Annotated in this window: 9 protein-coding genes and 1 pseudogene; 3 read left to right on the top strand and 7 right to left on the bottom strand. The window is 55.7% G+C overall.

Annotation, left to right across the window (positions count from 1 at the left end; translation table 11 throughout):
* Positions 1–406 precede the first annotated feature (406 nt).
* From guaA to JI735_RS12205, 3 genes are all read right to left on the bottom strand, one after another.
* Positions 407–1,945, bottom strand: coding sequence for a glutamine-hydrolyzing GMP synthase (gene guaA, locus JI735_RS12215; protein WP_039832582.1), 1,539 nt, complete (start codon positions 1,943–1,945; stop codon positions 407–409).
* A 516-nt stretch (positions 1,946–2,461) separates the two neighbouring features.
* Positions 2,462–6,436, bottom strand: coding sequence for a transglutaminase domain-containing protein (locus JI735_RS12210; RefSeq protein ID WP_202677424.1), 3,975 nt, complete (start codon positions 6,434–6,436; stop codon positions 2,462–2,464).
* Positions 6,437–6,539: 103 nt separating this feature from the next.
* Positions 6,540–7,937, bottom strand: coding sequence for a polysaccharide deacetylase family protein (locus JI735_RS12205; RefSeq protein WP_039839685.1), 1,398 nt, complete (start codon positions 7,935–7,937; stop codon positions 6,540–6,542).
* 108 nt (positions 7,938–8,045) lie between these two features.
* Here JI735_RS12205 and JI735_RS12200 point away from each other — a divergent pair.
* A pseudogene (locus JI735_RS12200) lies at positions 8,046–8,716 on the top strand (DedA family protein).
* 22 nt (positions 8,717–8,738) lie between these two features.
* Here the strand turns inward: JI735_RS12200 and JI735_RS12195 are convergent.
* On the bottom strand, positions 8,739–10,022 hold the full coding sequence (locus JI735_RS12195) for an MFS transporter (protein ID WP_039839688.1): 1,284 nt from the start codon (positions 10,020–10,022) through the stop codon (positions 8,739–8,741).
* Positions 10,023–10,174: 152 nt separating this feature from the next.
* Between JI735_RS12195 and JI735_RS12190 the strand changes: the two genes are divergently transcribed.
* A complete protein-coding gene (locus JI735_RS12190; protein ID WP_039839690.1) occupies positions 10,175–11,113 on the top strand; it encodes a helix-turn-helix transcriptional regulator in 939 nt (312 codons plus the stop codon).
* A 166-nt stretch (positions 11,114–11,279) separates the two neighbouring features.
* Here the strand turns inward: JI735_RS12190 and JI735_RS12185 are convergent, their stop codons facing one another.
* Positions 11,280–12,809: a DHA2 family efflux MFS transporter permease subunit gene (locus JI735_RS12185; protein ID WP_039839693.1), complete on the bottom strand. Its 1,530-nt coding sequence runs from the start codon at positions 12,807–12,809 to the stop codon at positions 11,280–11,282.
* Positions 12,806–13,261 carry a MarR family winged helix-turn-helix transcriptional regulator gene (locus tag JI735_RS12180; RefSeq protein WP_039839696.1) on the bottom strand — a complete coding sequence of 152 codons (456 nt, stop codon included), beginning with the start codon at positions 13,259–13,261 and terminating at the stop codon, positions 12,806–12,808. The genes JI735_RS12185 and JI735_RS12180 overlap by 4 nt, the downstream gene beginning before the upstream one ends.
* Positions 13,262–13,500: 239 nt before the next feature.
* Here JI735_RS12180 and JI735_RS12175 point away from each other — a divergent pair, with 239 nt between their 5' ends.
* On the top strand, positions 13,501–14,187 hold the full coding sequence (locus tag JI735_RS12175; protein WP_039839697.1) for a hypothetical protein: 687 nt from the start codon (positions 13,501–13,503) through the stop codon (positions 14,185–14,187).
* 115 nt (positions 14,188–14,302) lie between these two features.
* On the opposite strand, the gene JI735_RS12170 is transcribed toward JI735_RS12175, so the two are convergent.
* On the bottom strand, positions 14,303–18,592 hold the full coding sequence (locus tag JI735_RS12170) for a 2-hydroxyacyl-CoA dehydratase (protein ID WP_233476466.1): 4,290 nt from the start codon (positions 18,590–18,592) through the stop codon (positions 14,303–14,305).
* Between the last annotated feature and the right edge of the window lie 32 nt (positions 18,593–18,624).

The following is an 18,624-nucleotide window of genomic DNA, read 5'->3' as shown; positions in this document are numbered from 1 at the left end:
TCCCGTGTCCACTTTTTAGTCTAATTCAGGAAAGCCGTTATTGAAACAAGATTCGTCTATTCCGCAGGACAAACGGACTGAGATGCCTTTATTTGTCCTTTTCCCCTTTATTTCAGGCTCCATCGAAGGATATAACGACTCCTGAGTCCGTATCCGCTGAAAAAACAAGATTTTGGGCAAAATAAGGTTTCCTCTGTCCGCTTCAGCGCTTTAGTCCGCTGGTGGAGCCCAATTCTCCTGCATCACTTATATCCTCGGAGGCGTCCAAGATATCCGTATTTTTTGACATTGTATAATTTCCTATACAATAAAAAATACTCCCTTCTATTTGCTAAACAACGCAGATAAAAGAGAGTAATTTTTTGCACTCTATAGTTGCGGATGAAAAGGAACTTTCAATGCCCTTTTATTCCCATTCAATCGTTGCCGGCGGTTTCGAGGTGATGTCGTAGACTACCCGGTTGACATTCTCAACCTCGTTAACGATACGTACTGAAATTTTCTCCAGTACCTCCCAAGGGATACGTGCCCAGTCGGCGGTCATGCCGTCGATGGAGGTAACTGCGCGGATGCCTACGGTGTACGAATACGTACGCTCGTCACCCATAACGCCCACACTCTTCATGTTAGGCAAGGCGGTGAAATACTGCCAGATCCCGCGGTCTAGTCCAGCTTTGGCGATCTCTTCACGCAGGATGAAGTCGGAATTGCGCACGATCTCCAGCTTCTCTTCGGTAACCTCGCCCAGCACGCGGATAGCAAGTCCCGGACCCGGGAAAGGCTGGCGCCAGACGATGGCATGCGGCATTCCCAGCTCTTCGCCCAGCTTGCGCACCTCATCCTTGAACAAGGTATTCAAAGGCTCGATCAGGCTGAACTTCATATCTTCCGGCAGTCCGCCGACATTGTGGTGCGATTTGATAGTCTGCGCCGTTGCCGTGCCGCTCTCCACAATATCGGTGTACAGTGTTCCTTGGGCAAGGAAAGAGAACTCACCCAGCTTGGCCGATTCTTCGTCGAAGCAGTAAATGAACTCGTTGCCGATGATTTTGCGCTTCTGTTCGGGATCGGAGACACCTGCCAGCTTGCCCAGGAAACGCTCGCGCGCATCGATCTTCACCACATGAATATCGAATTTGCCGACAAAGGTTTCCATTACGCTCTCTGCTTCACCCTTGCGCAGAAGACCGTGATCGATGAACATACAGGTCAGCTGGTCGCCGATAGCGCGGTGAATCAGCATCGCAACTACCGAGGAGTCCACACCGCCGCTGAGGGCGCAGAGCACTTTTTTGTCACCGACTTTGGCCTGAATATCCTTGACGGCATCCTCAATAAACGATTCCATCGTCCATTTGCCTTCACAGCCGCAAACCTCATACAGGAAGTTCGAGATCATCTCATTCCCGTTCACGGAGTGGCGCACCTCCGGATGGAATTGCACCGCGAAGAATTTGCGGTCCGCATGGCTCATTGCCGCAATCGGAGCACTCTCCGTGCCGGCATCCAGCTTGAACCCGGCAGGAAGCTCCACCACATGGTCTCCGTGGCTCATCCATACCGTCTGGCCGCTTTCGAGGCCGGCAGCCAGCACAGCGTCCAGTTCAAAGTCAACGTTGGCCTTGCCGTATTCCCGCTTGTCCGCACGTTCAACCTTCCCGCCCTGCTGATGGGCCATAAGCTGCATCCCATAGCAGATGCCGAAAATTGGCAGTCCCAAATCATAAATGGCCGGATCTACGTGAGGCGCATTCTCAGCGTACACACTGCTTGGTCCCCCGGAGAACACGATCCCTTTTGGCGAAAGTGCCTTAATCTTCTCAATTGGCGTATTGTACGGCAGAAGCTCGCTGTATACCCCCAGGTCCCGGATTCTGCGCGCGATAAGTTGATTGTATTGTCCCCCGAAATCGAGAACGACGATAATTTCATTTGGCTTGTTCATTACGTGCCTCCCTTGATTATTGGATTCATTATACTCATGGTTAATTCTCACCGTCAAGGAAAGTAGGGCACGTTGTCTCTATGGTTTTTTCCTTGTCCGGCGCGCGGATACCCGCAGTTTGGCGGATGTTGATAGGTTGGAATTCCGCAGGATGAGCCAGAGGGAATTTATGGCTGATGCAGAGGGGGCATACCGGGATTATTTCAAACACTAGCCGAAGTGGAAAAAGGGAACTTACATTAACGGATCCCGCGTCCCCGCAAACGTTAATTGGAAAAAGGATCACTAATCCGGCCTTTTAGCATCCTCAGCAGGGATTTCGCTTCATTTAACTCTACTTTTTCCCACTATTCCCTCAAAAATAAAGCTTCTGCATCCATTTAGGTGTACTAATTCCACTTCACTTTCCCGCAGCTCTCCTTGAGCCTACTCTACCGCGACATCAAAAGGAAAGGATCGTTTCCTGACTACTAAAAAATAGGCCATTCGCTGTTCGGGCAGCAAATGGCCTGCTGATCAAGCCAGGCGGAAGGTGATCGCCAGACAGTTGGCGACAAAGGCCGCTCCTTCTGCACCGGCTGCCGGGACTAGCGCCAAGCCCCTTTGGCCGGGTGACGGGTTGTCCGGGATCGGCGCTGTTTCCCGCGCCGGGATGCCCGGGAGCGGCGCTAATTCCCGCGCCGAGATGCCCGGGAGCGGTGCTAATTCCCGCGCCGAGATGCCCGGGAGCGGCGCTGGTTCCCGCGCCGGGATGCCCGGGAGCGGCGCTGGTTCCCGCGCCGGGTTGCCCGGGAGCGGCGCTGGTTCCCGCGCCGTGAACCCTGGCCGGGCGGACCAGCACGGTGGTGCTGATGCCGCGCGGCTGCTGTACGCCAGGGCTTCCCACTGGCGTATGAACTGCCGGACCGCGGCGCGCAGCCGCGCGTCCTCAATCGCCAGGGAGGCGGCGTACTCCCTGGCCGTTACCCCGGGCGGCGGCGGCCCGTACCGCGCCGTCAGCCCGCGCCAGGCCAGAGCGGCGGCGCGCAGCTGCCGCTCGCGGCTGACCCTGCCTGCGCGCCGCGCCGCCGGCAGCAGGGCCAGGCAACGCCGCCAGCGCCAGGCGGCGGCCAGCCCCACCAGCGCGGCGGCAGCCGGCGCTGGCGGGTTCCCGCCCGCCTGCGGCAGGGCGGGCAGGGCGTCCGCGCCAAGCGCAGCGGACGCGGGGATTCCCGGCGGCGCAGATGCAGCCGCGGCGGGGTCCGCCGCCGGGCCTGCGGCAGCGGCGAGGGCGGCAGCGGGCGTAGGGTCGAACGGGACCCAGCCCGTGCCGGGAAAATAGACCTCCACCCAGGCATGTGCATCCCCCTGGGTAACGTCATAGCGCGGCGGTACAGCATCTGCCGCCAGGGTTCCCGGCCCGTAGCCCTGGACATAGCGGGCCGGAATGCCGGAGCTTCGCAGCAGCACGGTCATCGCTGTCGCAAAATGCACACAGTAGCCCTGCTTCGTGACGAACAGAAAGTCATCCGTGAAATCAGACCCCTGTGGCGGTATCCGGGTCTTCAGCGTGTAAGTAAATCCGTTCTGCAGGTAATCCCGAACGGCGGAGACAGCGGCATAGCGCGTGTCCGCAGAAGCCGTGAGCCTCCCGGCCAGTTCAGCGACCCGGCGAGGCTGCTGAGCCGGCAGCTGCAGATATGAATCCCGCACGGACACCGGGTCCATTCCGGCAGAAGCCCGCAGCACAGCCGGGTCGCTCTCCGGGAGTATCGAAGCTACTGTGTATTCCGCAACTCTGACGGAACCGCCCGCCTCAGGAAGCCTGAAGCTGTCCTTCTGCGGATTAGCCAGCACATAACCAAGCCGGCTGCCATCCGTCAGTGTGACGTTTTCAATATCAGCCACTGTTCCGGCACCGAACAGCGGCAGTCCGCCCGAGGAGGGGACCGCGAATTGAATCCGCTGAACAAGCCTGCGGCTCTTTCCGGCCTCTTCTGCCTGGTTCTGTCCCGGACCCGGCAGAGCGGTTAGATTAAACGGCAGAAATGCCGTCCCGTCCCTAATCCAGCGGCGTCCATCATAGTAGGCAATACTCTCTCCCCTCCAGTAGGAGGGCTGATCGGCCACAACACTGAAAACTGCTTCAGCACTGGAAGCCAGGGGAGCGCCCAGCTCCGCTTCTCCTGAACCATAGCCTGTGCTCCCTGACCGGATCTGCTGCTGTTGTGAAGATTCCTGGATTTGCCCTGCCGCCCAGTGCTGCATCCTGTCCAATATCGGCTGGAAGGTGATCGGCCCGCCTTGACGCGCTCCATACAGCTGCCCGCCTGTCCAGGCTGCCAACGTGATGATCAACGCTGCGGCCAGTGCCAGCCCACCCCAGCGCGTATAAGGAAGGACAGCGCTTCCGGTGCCTTCTTTAAGCCGCAGCAGACGGTTCAAGGCCTGCAGCCATAGAATCAGACCCAGAGCAACTATGACATCCCCGGTTGTTTTCACCGTGAAGCCCATATCCAGCGCCAACAGGTATATCAGAGTCACTAGAGTAAACAGCGTCGTGCTGCCCCTGTACAGCGCCAGCTGCTGCACAGAGCAAACCAGCAGCCCCCAGCCCAGCACCAGAATTAGCAAGCGGCTGTTCTCGCTTAGCGCTGAGATATGTCCTGAGAAGAGCAGCGCCAGATCGTCTGACACTTCTGCGGCATACAAGCTTAGCCAGCGTCCCCCCTCATTGCCGTCACATATATAGAACCAGGTCAGAGACATGATCATGAACTGAACCGGATATTGAACGAAATTAGGAAGCCGGAGACTTCCCCACAACAGCAAGGCTGCGGCACAAAACAGCAGCGTGTGCAGCAGCCGCAGTGTCTCCGGCTCCACGGCAGTCCGGAGCAGGGGAAGCAGCCATTCCATGAATAGCCCCATAATGGCCAAAGAGAACAGCAGCCGATAATGCAGAGGACTACTGTCCCTGCAATCAGCTTGACTGTCCTCCACATGATCCCGGATGTCCAAGGCTGCTGAGGTATCGGTCCGCAGCCCCCAGCGCTTCTTCCGCACGGGTAACATTCCGGTAAATTCTACTGCCGCTGCGGTCGTCCGCCCCCTACCAAAGCGTTGATCGCTCCTGAAATCCATGGACTTCCACCCCTTGTTTCCTTTTGACAGGGAACCGTCCCCGAGGCAATACAGGCAAGCACCAAGTCTGGTCAAGCTGGTGCCGATTGTGGCTGCCGGACTCCACGGGCTATTCACCGGACCTCCTGCCGGCCGCGGGGCTGGCTGATCCCAGACATAATACAGTTCAACTTTCACGCCCTGCACCAGAAAACGGGCAAGTGTACGGGCGGCTTCTTCCTCCAGCCTGCCGGTAATGACTACAGCTGTCATCCCGGGAATCCAGCCCCGCGAAGCATCCTCCAGCAGCGCGCTTAGAGAACGCCCGCCGTCCGGGGTAATCTCGGTGAGCATATCCTGTACTCTGGACGGGATTTGTCCTAGTCCTTCATGTTTGGCCATGCCTTCCGGCCATCCGCCGCTGAAGAACTGCACATAGGAGCCGGTTTGCTCTGCAGCCAGCAATAGCCCCATTGCAGCGGAAACAGCCCGTTCAAAGGGGGCAGGCGGGTTCCCGCGCTGCCCCCGCGGTGTCAGAGCCCCGCAGGGAATTTCATATTCCCCGGAACTGTTGGCCAGAACAATGCAGGACATGCGTCCTTCTTCCCGCTCCGGCACCCGGCTCTGCAGCGTCCCCTTCCGTGCAGTGTTCTTCCAATGAATCCGGCTGAGCGGGTCACCCGGAGCATACTCGCGGATTTCACCGGCTTCGGCGCTGTAATTACGCGTTCGGCTGCTGCTTACCGTGTCACCCGGCATTACACTGCTGTATTGTGCAGTTCTGCCTATATACAGGGGTCTTGGCCGGACTTTGAAGCTGTCGCCGCTTCCGGACTGACAGCCTCCGGTAAATAAGCCAAGCAAATCTCCCCAGCTGACACTGCACCCGTGAAGCCGGTGTACTCCGCGCTGCACCTCATGCAGCGAATAGGTGTAGGCCAGCGAGCGCCGGAATCCGGGAAACAGCAGCTGCTGGTGCGTCCCGCCGCTCCATTGGTCGGCTATAACCATCCACGGCAATGGAATTCGTGTCCTGAAGGTGACCTTCACGTCCACAGTCAGCGTATCCCCTGCTACAGGATGGACAGCAGACAGGCTGCGGGTAACCGTCACCTTGCGGGGACCCAAGAGCTGCAGCAGCAGCCCTCCAAGCATTAGAACTCCGCTGGCCGTTAAGAGAAACAGCAGTGTTTCTCCTCCGCGCCAGGCATACAGGGCGCCGGTGACAGCCGCCATTGAGAGTATTCTTATCCACTCTCCGGCAACATTTCGGGCCCGGTGAACAGGCAGGCTTCCGGTCGTATTCAAGCTATTGTGTTCTTTCCGGTCAAGCGGGTCCGGTTTCATTAAGGATGAAGAGGACAATTGGGCTACCCTTCCTTTGGCCATAGACTAGCTTCCTGCAGCCATAAGGAGCTATGGCGCGGAGGAGCCTGATAATGTCTATTCTTCCCACGAAAAAGGGTGCCCAGACCTCCAGCTTTGCTACATTTCAAAGCGTCTTTACTCTGCGTTCCTCCGCAGTCACTGCTGCGGTCAGCGGCGGGTGTCCGGCAGCATCCAGCAGCCCGCGGAGGGAGACCCATAGCGAAGAGCCGATGAGCTGCACGTCCGCACTGCGGATCTGCTGTCTGCCGTCCCCATCCGTTACAGTGAGCTGCTGATGCGCTGCATCCGCCAGGATGGTCCGGCCATTCCAGACCACCCTGCCGGAGCGGCTGGACACCTCCCAGCTGACCTTCCCCCCAAGCCTTTCAACTGCTGCACGCAGCGGCACCTTATATTGCCCTCCACTGATGGTGTACTCTCCGGGGAGCAGCTTGGCTTCCAGCAGGCCAACCTCCAGGGCCAGCGCCTTGCCCGGTGTGAACAGCTCAAGGTTAGGAAGGATATTCGCAGCAATCCATGCTTTGGAAGGCTGGGCATGACCCGCTCCGGCAGCGGAGGCAGATACTCTGAACTGGACTGGCTGCACCTCCCCGTCCAGCACGCCAAAGGTATATCCAGCGGCTTTATAGCGCTTGATAATCTCCGGCAGGGCCTTGGCGCTCTGCTCGTGGCCGCCTCCGTCATGAAGCAGCAGGATTACCCGGGAAGCGGTCAGATCTGCTACAGATTCCCGCAATATATCCGCAGCAGGCACCCCTTTGCGCCTGGAATCACCACTATCCGCCGTCCAGTCCATTACGGAATAGCCGGCTTGCGCCAGGAGCCGGAAATACGTCTTGTCGAAATGTCCGAACGTGCCGCCCGGAGCACGTACGAGCTGCGGGCGCACCCCGGTGATGTTCCGGACAATCTCCTCGGTTTGCTTGATTTGCGACCAAAACTCTGTAAAGCTGCTATATAAATCACGGTAATTATGATTATACGTATGATTGCCGATGGCATGGCCCTGTTCCCATATGGCGCTGATCAGCTCCGGGCGCTGTTCGGCCTGCTCCCCAAGCACAAAAAAGGTCGCCTTCACCCCCTGCCGGCGCAGAATTTCCAGAACCTTTGGAGTGATTTTGCTGGGGCCGTCGTCAAATGTTAAGTAGACTATTTTTTGCTTGGTCTGCGCAGGCAGGGGAGGTTTGGCAGGAACTTTGGATACTGCGGCCCCATTCTTTACTGCAGCCTCTGCCCTTATTGCAGTCTTTGCTGAGGTTTGGGCGGCTGCCTGTGAAGGAGTAAGGCTCATGGAAAATGCTGCGCCTGAAGCAAAGCTTGGCAGCGGTTGAAGCCGGCCGGCATCAGGCGGTGCCAGAGGCACAGCTTGCGTCAGGGCAGCCGGAAGATTATTCTTAAAGAGTACTGTACGCCCCGCAAATGCAAGGACCAGAACTACCATAGTAAGCAAACCGCCGAGCACGACCCGGCGGACATTATTTTTTGGGCAACCCTTCATCTTCTCTACCTCCAGCTTTCTATTGGCGCGTTCGCGTCTTTTGGTAGATTGTATGAAGACAAGCCCGGAAATAGAATTAGGCATGGTGCCCTTGGAGAGTGAAGACTTATGGAAATGCTGAAATGGATACAGGAATTGTTCGCCAGTTATGGCTATAGTGTGCTTTTTTTTGGACTTTTGCTGGAGTTTGTGGCTCTGCCTTTTCCCGGAGAAACCACCATGGCCTTTGCAGGCTTTCTTTCTTACACCGGCAAGCTTGACTTCTTTGTGCTGATCGCTGTGGCTTTTGCCGGAACTACAGTTGGCATGACGGTGACTTATTTTATCGGGCTTAAGGCCGGACTTCCTTTTATTCAGCGGTATGGCAAATGGTTTCTGTTCTCGGAGACCAAGCTGGAGAAAACGCAGCACTGGTTCGACCGTTATGGCAGCATTCTCGTTTCCATCGGCTACTTCATCCCGGGGTGCGCCATTTTACCGGCTACTTTTCAGGTATTACTGCTCTGCCGTTCCGTAAGTTTGCCCTCTATGCATACAGTGGCGCTTTGCTGTGGGTAGTGCTTTTTCTGGGAATCGGAAAAATATTCGGCCCCCAGTGGATGGGCATCTTCCATCTGGTAGAGAAAAATGCAATCTGGATTGCCGCAGGCGTCGCAGCCGTCGCAGCATTTATCATCCTGTACCGCTACAGGCATAAGATCGGGTCCCGGCTGCTCCGGCGCAAAACAGGCATTAACCTGGAAACCCAGGTGGTTAAGGTCAAAGAGCCGTCCAAGTAAAAAACAGTGTGTTTTTCTAGGGTCACTGGCGCAGTTGCGTTGGCATCTTCTTCCGGTCACGGAGCAGCCATGCCAACACTCCGAGCAGCAATGCCGCCCCTGCGAAGCCGGCACCGCCTGCGAAGCCCAATGCCCTCGGCTCCATGACCTCCAGCAGCCAGCCGGCGCTGAACATGGACAGCCCAATCAGTGAACCGCCCAGCGCTGATAATATCCCAAAAACAACCGGCTGCTGGGCGGCAGGCGTTTCCCGCATCACCAGCGTATCCAGACAGGCACTCCCAATCCCCCCGCATAACGACAGCAGAATATATAGCACAAAGGCCACCCCGAAATGCCTGCTGCCACTGATGCACATCAGCAGAATCCCCTCCAGCAGCAAACCGCCAAGCGCAATCCCGAGCAGCCTCCGTTTCAGCAGCCGCCCGGCAAAAAAACTGAGGCTCAGCCCGGTGCCGAGTGCGGCATAGAAAGCTCCGACCCCCACATCGCCTGCATGAAACACCTGTACCGCATACACACTGATCAGCACATTGTCCCATCCATTAATCACCGGCACCAGCAATTCATAGGCCAGAATGATCTGCAGCACCTGACTGCCGCCAATCAGAACCCTAAGGCTCTGCCAGCGGCCAGTCCTTTTCAGAGGGCTCTGGATAACCGGTTCCGCCGGAACAGAATCTCCCAGCAGTTCAGTCCCGCTGGAGACGGCTGCTGGAAACGATATGCCCCAGACCAGAAGAGCAGCCAGCAGGAACGAGACGGCATTCGCTACAAAAGCCATTTCCGGCCCCCACCACAGCGACACTAGTCCGCCTGTAAATGCCCCCAGGATCAGCACACAGCCGGTCATCAGCTGCTCCAGACTATTGATTTTATGCAAGGAGTCAGGACCGGCCAACAGCGGAATCGAGGATTTGCGCACTGGACTGTAAAGGGCTTCCCCAGCCGCCATAATAAAGCTCCCGGCATACAGCAGCCAGAGCCTGTCGGCTCCGTCTACCAAAAGAAAGGACAAGGCGACCGGCACACGCAGCAAGTCAACGGCCATCATTATTGTTTTGCGCGGCAGCCTGCCGGCAAGCATTCCGCCAAGCGGGGCCATGAACAGAAAAGGGAGCACCCTCATCCCCAGCGAGATCCCTACCGCCATCCCCGATCCGGTCACCTGCAGAATCAGCGCCAGCATAGCGACGCTGCTGAACCGGTCGCCGATGCCGTTAACCAGTCCGGCCGCAAACAACTTGGAATACCCCTTAGATTTCCGCTTCAGCACTTCCATTGAGCCATTCTCTGTTATATTCATGTTCACAACTTATCCCTCACATCTAATATTATATAATAATCTAATTAGATGTTATTCTAATATTAGATAAATTGCAAGGCTGTTTCCTTTGATTCTGTGCGGGAATACAGGGATAATGAACCTATGAATACACGCGAAAGAAGGAAGCCTGTGTGAAAATTGACCGTCTGCTCTCCATTGTCATTTTGCTGATGAACCGCCCGCTGGTCCAGGCCAAGGAACTGGCCGATATGTTCGAGGTGTCTGTGCGCACCATTTACCGTGATATCGACAGTATTAACGGAGCCGGCATTCCCGTCGTCACCTATCAAGGCGCGAATGGCGGCATTGGGCTTATGGAGGGATACCGGCTGGACCGCAATGTGCTTTCGGAGCGCGAGCTGGCCGATATTTTTACTGCCCTGCAGAGCGTATCTTCTTACGGAGCCGGAGAACACAACCTGCTTATGGAAAAAATCAGCAGCGTGATTCCTCCCTCAAAGTCGCATGCCTTCCGCAGCAAAACTACCCAGCTAATTGTCGACTTCTCCCCCTGGGGGCTGCAGGGTCCGCTGGAGGAGCGCCTGGCTCTGCTGAAGGAAGCGCTGGAGGAGAGCACTGCCGTGGCTTTTGATTATGTCAGCGCAGACGGCCAGATCAGCCACCGGATTGTGGAGCCATATACGCTTGTACATAAAGGTGCGGGGTGGTATTTATACGGATTCTGCATACAGCGCCAGGATTTCCGGCTGTTTAAGCTGCTGCGCATGAAGTCGCTGGCTAAGGAAGCCCGGAGCTTTGAACGGCTGGATATTCCCCTGCAGGATCTGCCCTGGACAGAGGGCTGGAAAGAACCGCTGAATACACAGACCGTTGTCCTGCATTTTTCGGCAGAGGGCAGACATCTGGCGGAGGACTACTTTGATTGCGAGGAGCTGGAGGCCGATGGCAACGGCGGGTATACCGTTAGATTAGCTTATGCGGAGAACAACTGGCTGTACGGCTTTTTGCTGAGCTTCGGAACGGTTGTGGAGGTACTGGAGCCTGAACCGGTCCGCCGCAGGCTGGCCGGACTGGCAGCAGAAATTGCCGCCAAATATAAGCTCTTATAGCCTAATTAGGATCAGAACTCGCATTCTATCCTGAAATAACGATGTCCGATTCTTACGGAAGACTGCGGATTTCAAGTACGAAAAAGGACTATCCAAGCAGCCCAGGTAAGGCTGGCGGATAGTCCTTTTTTGGTTCAGACCATAATTTATGATGATGCAAATGATCTTATGCCTGCTGCGACTTCACCTTGGACGGCTGCACAGGTTCGGTCTCTTCCGTTTGCAGGAAGTCAGGCTGAGGTGAGGTCTTCTTGATGAACAAGGCCAGCACCAGAGCTACAACCGTCACCCAGGTAGCCACGGTAAATGCATGGGTAATCCCGTTGATCGTTGCGTCCTGTGTAAGCTTGAGCATAGCCGCCTTGTCGGTCTGGGATACAGATCCGCTCATTACGGCTTCTGTAATGTTGCTCTTCGTCCGGTTGGTCATCAGGCTGACGAACAGCGCCATACCCAGGGCTCCCCCTACCGTCCGCAGGGTATTCGACATTGCCGTACCGTGTGAAGCCAGACGCTGCGGCAGCTGGTTCAGACCGGCGGTTACGATTGGCATCATCAGCATGGACATCCCGAACATCCGCGCCGTGTAAGTCAGAATCAGGTGGGTATACGTAGTGGTATGGGTGATCTGGCTGAACTCCCAAGTAGTAATTGTAGTGATAATCAAGCCTATGACGGACAGCCATCTGGCGCCGATTTTATCAAAAATAATCCCTGTGATCGGAGACATTATGCCCATCAGGATTGCACCCGGCAGAAGCATAAGTCCCGACTCCATCGGTGTAAAGCCACGGATCGTCTGGAGATAAATCGGCAGCAGAATCATCCCGGAATACAGTGCCATTGTGACAATAATGTTGATTACAGTAGTTAATGAATACATGTTGTAACGGAAAATGCGGAATTCCAGCAGCGGCTTGTCGGTCTTAAGCTCACGCCAGACAAACAAAGCCAAAGCCACAACGCCCAGAATCAGGCAAGCATACACAGTTGCACTGTTCCAGCCGTCTGTTCCGGCATCACTGAAGCCGTACAGCAAACCGCCGAAAGCAAGCGTGGACAGCACCACACCCATTTTATCCAGTCTGGGTGAAGTCAGCTTTCCGACATTCTGCATTGTCTTCATGCCAAGCAGGGTAGAGAAAACAGCCAGCGGAAGCACAATGTAGAACAGCACCCGCCAGGAGTAGTTCTGAACCACCCAGCCGGACAGCGTTGGTCCTACAGCCGGGGCGAAAATCATGGCGACCGCCATCAGGCCCATCGCTTTGCCGCGCTCTTCGATCGGGAAGATCCGCAGGAATACGATGTTCATCAGCGGCATCAGAATACCTGCGCCGACAGCCTGGATCACTCTGCCGACCATAATCATCTCAAATCCGGTACCTATAGCACAGACCAGCGTTCCTATGGAGAAAAGCATCATTGCGGTAGTAAACAATTGACGGGTAGTAAACTTCTCCACCAGATAGGCACTGATTGGAATAAGCACCCCGTTCACCAGCATAAATCCTGTTGTCAGCCATTGTGCCGTATTGGCGGCAATCTTGAGGTCTTCCATCATTTTGGGCAGTGCCACATTCATCAGCGTCTGATTAAGCAGCGCCACGAACGCGCCGATCAGGAGGGCCGCAATAATGGGACCTCTGCGTATCGTCTTCGACGTCGCGGCAGCGTTAGCAGTTATTGTGCTCATAACTTGTTGTTCTCTCTCCCTTGTTCCAAAATGGTAATGATTTCCCGGTGCAATCTCAGCAGTTCCCTGGCATCCTCCGGCGGTATATTCGCCAAGGGCTCCAGATGGCTGCGGAGCGATTGCTTGCTTTGCTCCCTGATCTCCCGGCCTTTGTCGGTTATTGCCAGCTTAAATATACGTCTGTCGCTCTCCGAGCGTTGTCTGGTTATCAGTCCAGCCTTGACCATCCGGTCGACCACACCGCTGGCAGCGCTGTTTCCCAAATGCAGCAGATCCGCAAGCTCCGTAATCCCTACATGCGGGTGTGCCTCCAATTTGCGCAAGACCATTAGCTGCGTGGATGTGATATTGAGCTTTTCTGCATCCTTCCACATCAGCTGCTGGAAATTATGGATAATGCAGCGGAATGAAGAAAAGATATCATCCAATTGCTTCTCTCTATCCTCCAACATTCATCGCCTCCAACCATTCAGTAAACCTATTAATAATTCGCATGCGAACTATTTTACTATTTACCTATTTATTCGTCAACCACTTGCTGAAAATTTCTGAAAAAAATCATGGCACCACAGCATATCCTTAGTGTGGGCCTCTGCCGCAAAACAGACACGCTTTAAAACCAACCAGCTTTGGGATTTGTTATATAATCTAGAGCATAAGCCTACATTAAAGCGGAAGCGGTGAGCCCTTTATGTCTCTTGAAGCACGGAAAATCTGGAATGCCAGCCATCAGCAACTGACGCGAATCATTACAAAGCCGGAAGAGCATGCTAATGCGGCGGCTCTTTTTTTGGAGCTGCATAACTGCCTCTACGCCTCAAACGGCAACAACCCGGAGCAGACCAATTATGAAGACGAGCTGTTAAAAGATCTCCGGGAGCAAACCATGCGCAGTTATCCGGTACATACGGCTAACAGCAACAATTCGATCGTGTGGCACATATGGCATAGCGCACGTATCGAGGATATTACGATGAATATCCTCACTGCGGACCGTGATCAGATTCTCCATTCAGAACATTATGCAGATAAGCTCCATACCCCTTTTATTCATTCCGGAAACGGGATGAGCGAACAGGAGATCGCTGAATTCAGCGCAACCGTCGACTTGGAAGCCTTGCTGGAATATCGCCAGGCCGTAGCCGCCGGGACACGATCCATTATCGCTGGATTGCAGCCAGGGCAATTCCGTAGCAAGCCCCGTTCAACCCAGATCAGCAGAATTTCCGCAGAAGGCGCTGTCAAGGAAACGGAGCAATGGCTGATAGACTACTGGGGAGGCAAAACCATTGCCGGCCTCGTACTGATGCCTGCCACAAGGCATAACTTTGTTCATCTGAACAAAGCTATGCGCGTCAAGCTGAAACTGCAAAAATAACTCCTCATCTCCTAATGAGCCTGCCTGCTTCGTCCTTGGAGCATGGGTTGCCAAAATAAAAAGAGCGTACCCCCGTCTAAAGGGTACGCTCTTTGAATTTCACTGAACTGCAAGCTTACAGGTCGCTTCTGATGCTTCCGACCACTACAGGCTTCATTGCACTGCCTCTTTTCACCTTTGCGGCAGAGGATGGAGTGCTGCTCGTCAACCCGCTGGCGATCGACATCATCAGCTTGATCCGGTTCGCCTGGTTGACGACACTGACACCGGCATCGTAATCAATGGCGGCAATGTTGGCGCCGGGATACAGGTCCTTCAGCCCCTTAATCATTCCCCGTCCGGTAATATGATTCGGCAGACAGGCAAAAGGCTGGATACAAGCAATATTATTAACCCCGTTATCCAGCAGATCCATCATTTCTGCGGTCAGGAACCAGCCTTCGCCCATTTGATTGCCTACGGAGACCAGGCGGCTGGCCTTCTCGGCCAGTCCGTAAATATTCTCACGGCCTTTGGCCAGACCTGCTTCCTCCAGCGCCGCCTTGACAGGCTTGCGGTAAATTTCCAGGTAGGAAATCAGCATCGGATTAAAGAAGCCCAGCTTTTTGCTTTTGCCGAACTGCTCGGCTTTGTATATCGGATTGTAGACGCAATAGAAAATAAAATCCAGGAAATCCGGCATAACCGCCTCGCCCCCCTCGGCCTCAATCATCTCTATGATGTGGTTGTTGGCGTCCGGATGGAACTTGATCAGGATCTCGCCGACGATCCCCACCTGCGGCTTCACGGTCTTGACCACCGGAAGCTGAACGAATTCGGCGACGATTTCGCGGGTCAGCCGTTTGTATTCCCGGAACGAAAAGGTCGAAAGACTGGACTTGCAGCGGTCCATCCCTTTGCGGAACAAGGCCTGTGCGCTTCCCGGAATCACTTCATATGGTCTGAAGCGGTGCAGCAGCCGCATCATCAGGTCGCCATAGCAGGCGGCTGCAATCAGCCGGTTGGCCAGCCTCAGGCTGATCCGGAACCCCGGCTGGTTCTCCATTCCGGAGGCATTTAGCGAAATTACCGGAATCTGCCCTAATCCGGAGTCCTTCAGCGCCTTGCGCAAGAGCGAGATATAATTGGTTGCCCGGCAGCCGCCCCCGGTCTGCGACATGATTACAGCGGTCCGGTCCGGATCATAGTCTCCGCTCTTCAGGGCAGACAGCATTTGCCCGATAGTGACAATCGCCGGGTAGCAGGCATCATTGTTGACATACCGCAGGCCTTCCTCTGTCTCCTTCGGCCCGGTGCTTTCCAGGATTTTGAGCCGGTATCCGGCGTCCCGGAAGACGCGTTCGAACAGCTCAAAATGGATGGGAGACATTTGTGGTGCCAGAATGGTGTAGGTTTCCTTCATTTCCTTCGTAAACGGCATGTTGGCCTGTGTTTTATACAGGAGCTGGGGCTTCACATCCCCTTTTTCCCGCTCGCGCATAGCCGCAAGCAGCGACCGCAGACGGATGCGCGCCGCGCCCAAATTGCTGATCTCATCAATCTTGATCAAGGTATATACCTTGTTGTTGCGCTCCAAAATTTCCTGAACCGCATCGCAGGTAATGGCATCAATGCCGCAGCCGAAGGAGGTCAGCTGTACCAGCTCCAGATCATTCCTGCTGGCGGCCAGACGGGCCGCACGGTACATCCGGGCATGGTAGGTCCACTGGTTAACCACGCCCACTTCCCCTTCACTGCGGTCCAGATGGCAGATAGAATCCTCGGTCAGCACAGCCAGACCCATGCCCGTGATCATCTCGGCGATGCCGTGATTAATCTCGGGATCTGCATGGTAGGGATGGCCGCAGAGCAGAATGCCTTTGGTACCGCTATGGGTAAGGAACTCCAGCGTTTCTTCACCTTTGTTCCGCAGATCAGCTTTGGCCCGCTCGGCTTCGGCAAGTCCCGTCTGCACGGCAGCAGCAATTTCTTCCTTCGGGATATCCATGAAGGTTTTTACCAGAACCCGGGTGAGCGCCGGAATATCATCGAAGGTCAGAAACGGGCTCACGAGCGGTATGTTTTTTTCTTTTAATCCATCCATATTGTTGCGGATCACTTCGGGATAAGAGGCCACCACCGGGCAGTTGAAGTGGTTCTGCGCCGCGTCGTCTTCCTTCTTCTCGTATACAACCGCCGGATAAAAGATGAAATCGACGCCTTTGCCAAGCAGGCTCTGCACATGTCCGTGGGCCATCTTCGCCGGATAGCAGATGGATTCTGAAGGAATGGTATCCATTCCGCTCTCATAGAGCTTCTTGCTGGATTTCGGCGACAGCACCGCCCGGTAGCGCAGTGTGGTGAAAAAGGTATGCCAGAACGGATAGTTCTCGAACATGTTCATGGTCCGCGGAATGCCGACTGTCCCCCGCTCCGCCTGCTCCACAGACAGCCCCTCATAATCAAAAAACCGTTCATATTTGTATTGCATGAGATTCGGCAGATTATTCTTCTCTTTCTTGCCTCCGGCCCCGCGCTCACAGCGGTTGCCGGTGACATGGAAGCTCTTGTCCGGGAAGCGGCTGATCGTCAGCGCGCAGTTGTTAGCGCATAGTCTGCAGCGGCCCGGCGACACTTCATATTGGAAGGCTTCCAGTTCTTCCGGTCCCAGCAGGGTGCTGACCCCGTCAAGACCGGCATACTCTCTGGCAAGCAATGCACAGCCGTAGGCGCCCATCACTCCGGCAATATCCGGTCTGACCACTGTTCTTCCGGTCAGCAGCTCAAAGGCGCGAAGCACGGCTTCATTATAGAAGGTACCCCCTTGGACAATGATGTTGCGCCCCAGATCGTCAGCGTTGCGGATTTTGATGACCTTCTGGAGCGCATTTTTGATGACCGAATACGCAAGCCCTGCCGACAGATCAGCCAGCGTGGCCCCTTCCTTCTGCACCTGCTTCACTTTGGAATTCATAAAAACCGTGCAGCGGGAGCCCAGATTGACCGGCTGGGCGGATTCCAGTGCCGCTGCGGCAAATTCCCCGATGCCAAGCCCCAGTGCGGACGCAAAGCTCTCCAGGAAAGAGCCGCAGCCCGCCGAGCAGGCTTCGTTCAGCATGAGGCTGTCGATGGCGCCGCCGCGGATCTTGATGCACTTCATATCCTGTCCGCCGATATCCAGAATGAAATCGACCTCCGGCATGAATTTGGAGGCTGCCTTGTAGTGCGCGACCGTCTCCACTTCGCCGCCGTCTGTACGCAGCGCTGCCTTGACCAGGCCTTCCCCATAACCGGTTGCATATGCACCGGCAATATGGCAGCCTTCAGGCAGAATCCGGTAGATCTCCTTCAGGGCATCGCTGACGGACTGCAGGGGGTTGCCTTTGTTGCTTCCATAAAAGGTATAGAGGATTTCATCCGCAGCGCCGGTAATCACCAGCTTGGTTGTGGTAGATCCGGCATCGATGCCGAGGTAGCAAGGTCCCTGATATGTATCCAGCTCCGAACGCGGAGCTGCTGCCTGGCTGTGGCGGAGCCGGAACTGCTCCAGAGCCTCCGGCGAGGCGAACAACGGCTGCAGTTCGGCATCCTCGGCACGGTCGGCCGAGAAATCAACGGCATCCAGCCGGGCCATCCAGCCGGACAGCGGCAGAACCAGCGGATCGGTCTGCGACAACGCTGAACCAATGGCGACAAAATACTGCGAGTGCTCCGGAAACAGCACATCGCTGTCGCTAAGCCCAAGCGTCTCGGCAAACCGCTCCCGCAGCGCGGGCAGAAAGGTCAGCGGCCCGCCAAGGAAAGCCACCCGGCCACGGATCGGGCGGCCGCAGGCCAATCCGCTGATCGTCTGGTTGACAATGCTCTGAAAAATCGAAGCCGCCACATCCTCGCGGCGGGCGCCTTCATTGAGCAGCGGCTGGACATCGCTTTTGGCAAAGACGCCGCAGCGCGATGCGATAGGATAGATTCGTTCATGCTGCTCGGCAAGGACATTCAGACCCGCCGGGTCGGTCTGCAGCAGGGAGGCCATCTGGTCGATGAACGCTCCGGTGCCGCCCGCACAGGCCGTGTTCATCCGCTGCTCGATGCCTCCGCTAAGATAGATAATCTTGGCGTCCTCGCCGCCCAGCTCGATAGCGGTATCGCACTGGGGGATCAGCTCGCTGATCGCCTTCGTGCAGGCGATAACCTCCTGCACAAACGGGACCTCGCCAAGCTTCGAGAGGGACAAGCCCGAGGAACCGCTTACAGTCAGAGCTGCCTCGCGATCCGGGAACCTGTCCCGCACATCCGACAGGAGGGAAAGCGCAGCTTTTTTTATATCGCTAAAATGTCTCACATAATCCTGATATACAATCACATCGTGTTCCATAACAACCAGTTTGGCCGTAGTTGATCCGACGTCCAGCCCAATACGCAGCATCATCATGCCATTCATCACCATGCCTTGCTCCA

This window comes from Paenibacillus sonchi (assembly GCF_016772475.1).
GTDB classification, from domain to species: Bacteria; Bacillota; Bacilli; order Paenibacillales; family Paenibacillaceae; genus Paenibacillus_AQ; species Paenibacillus_AQ sonchi.
Note: the sequence above shows the minus strand (reverse complement) of the source record. Positions and strands in the feature narration are given on the sequence as shown.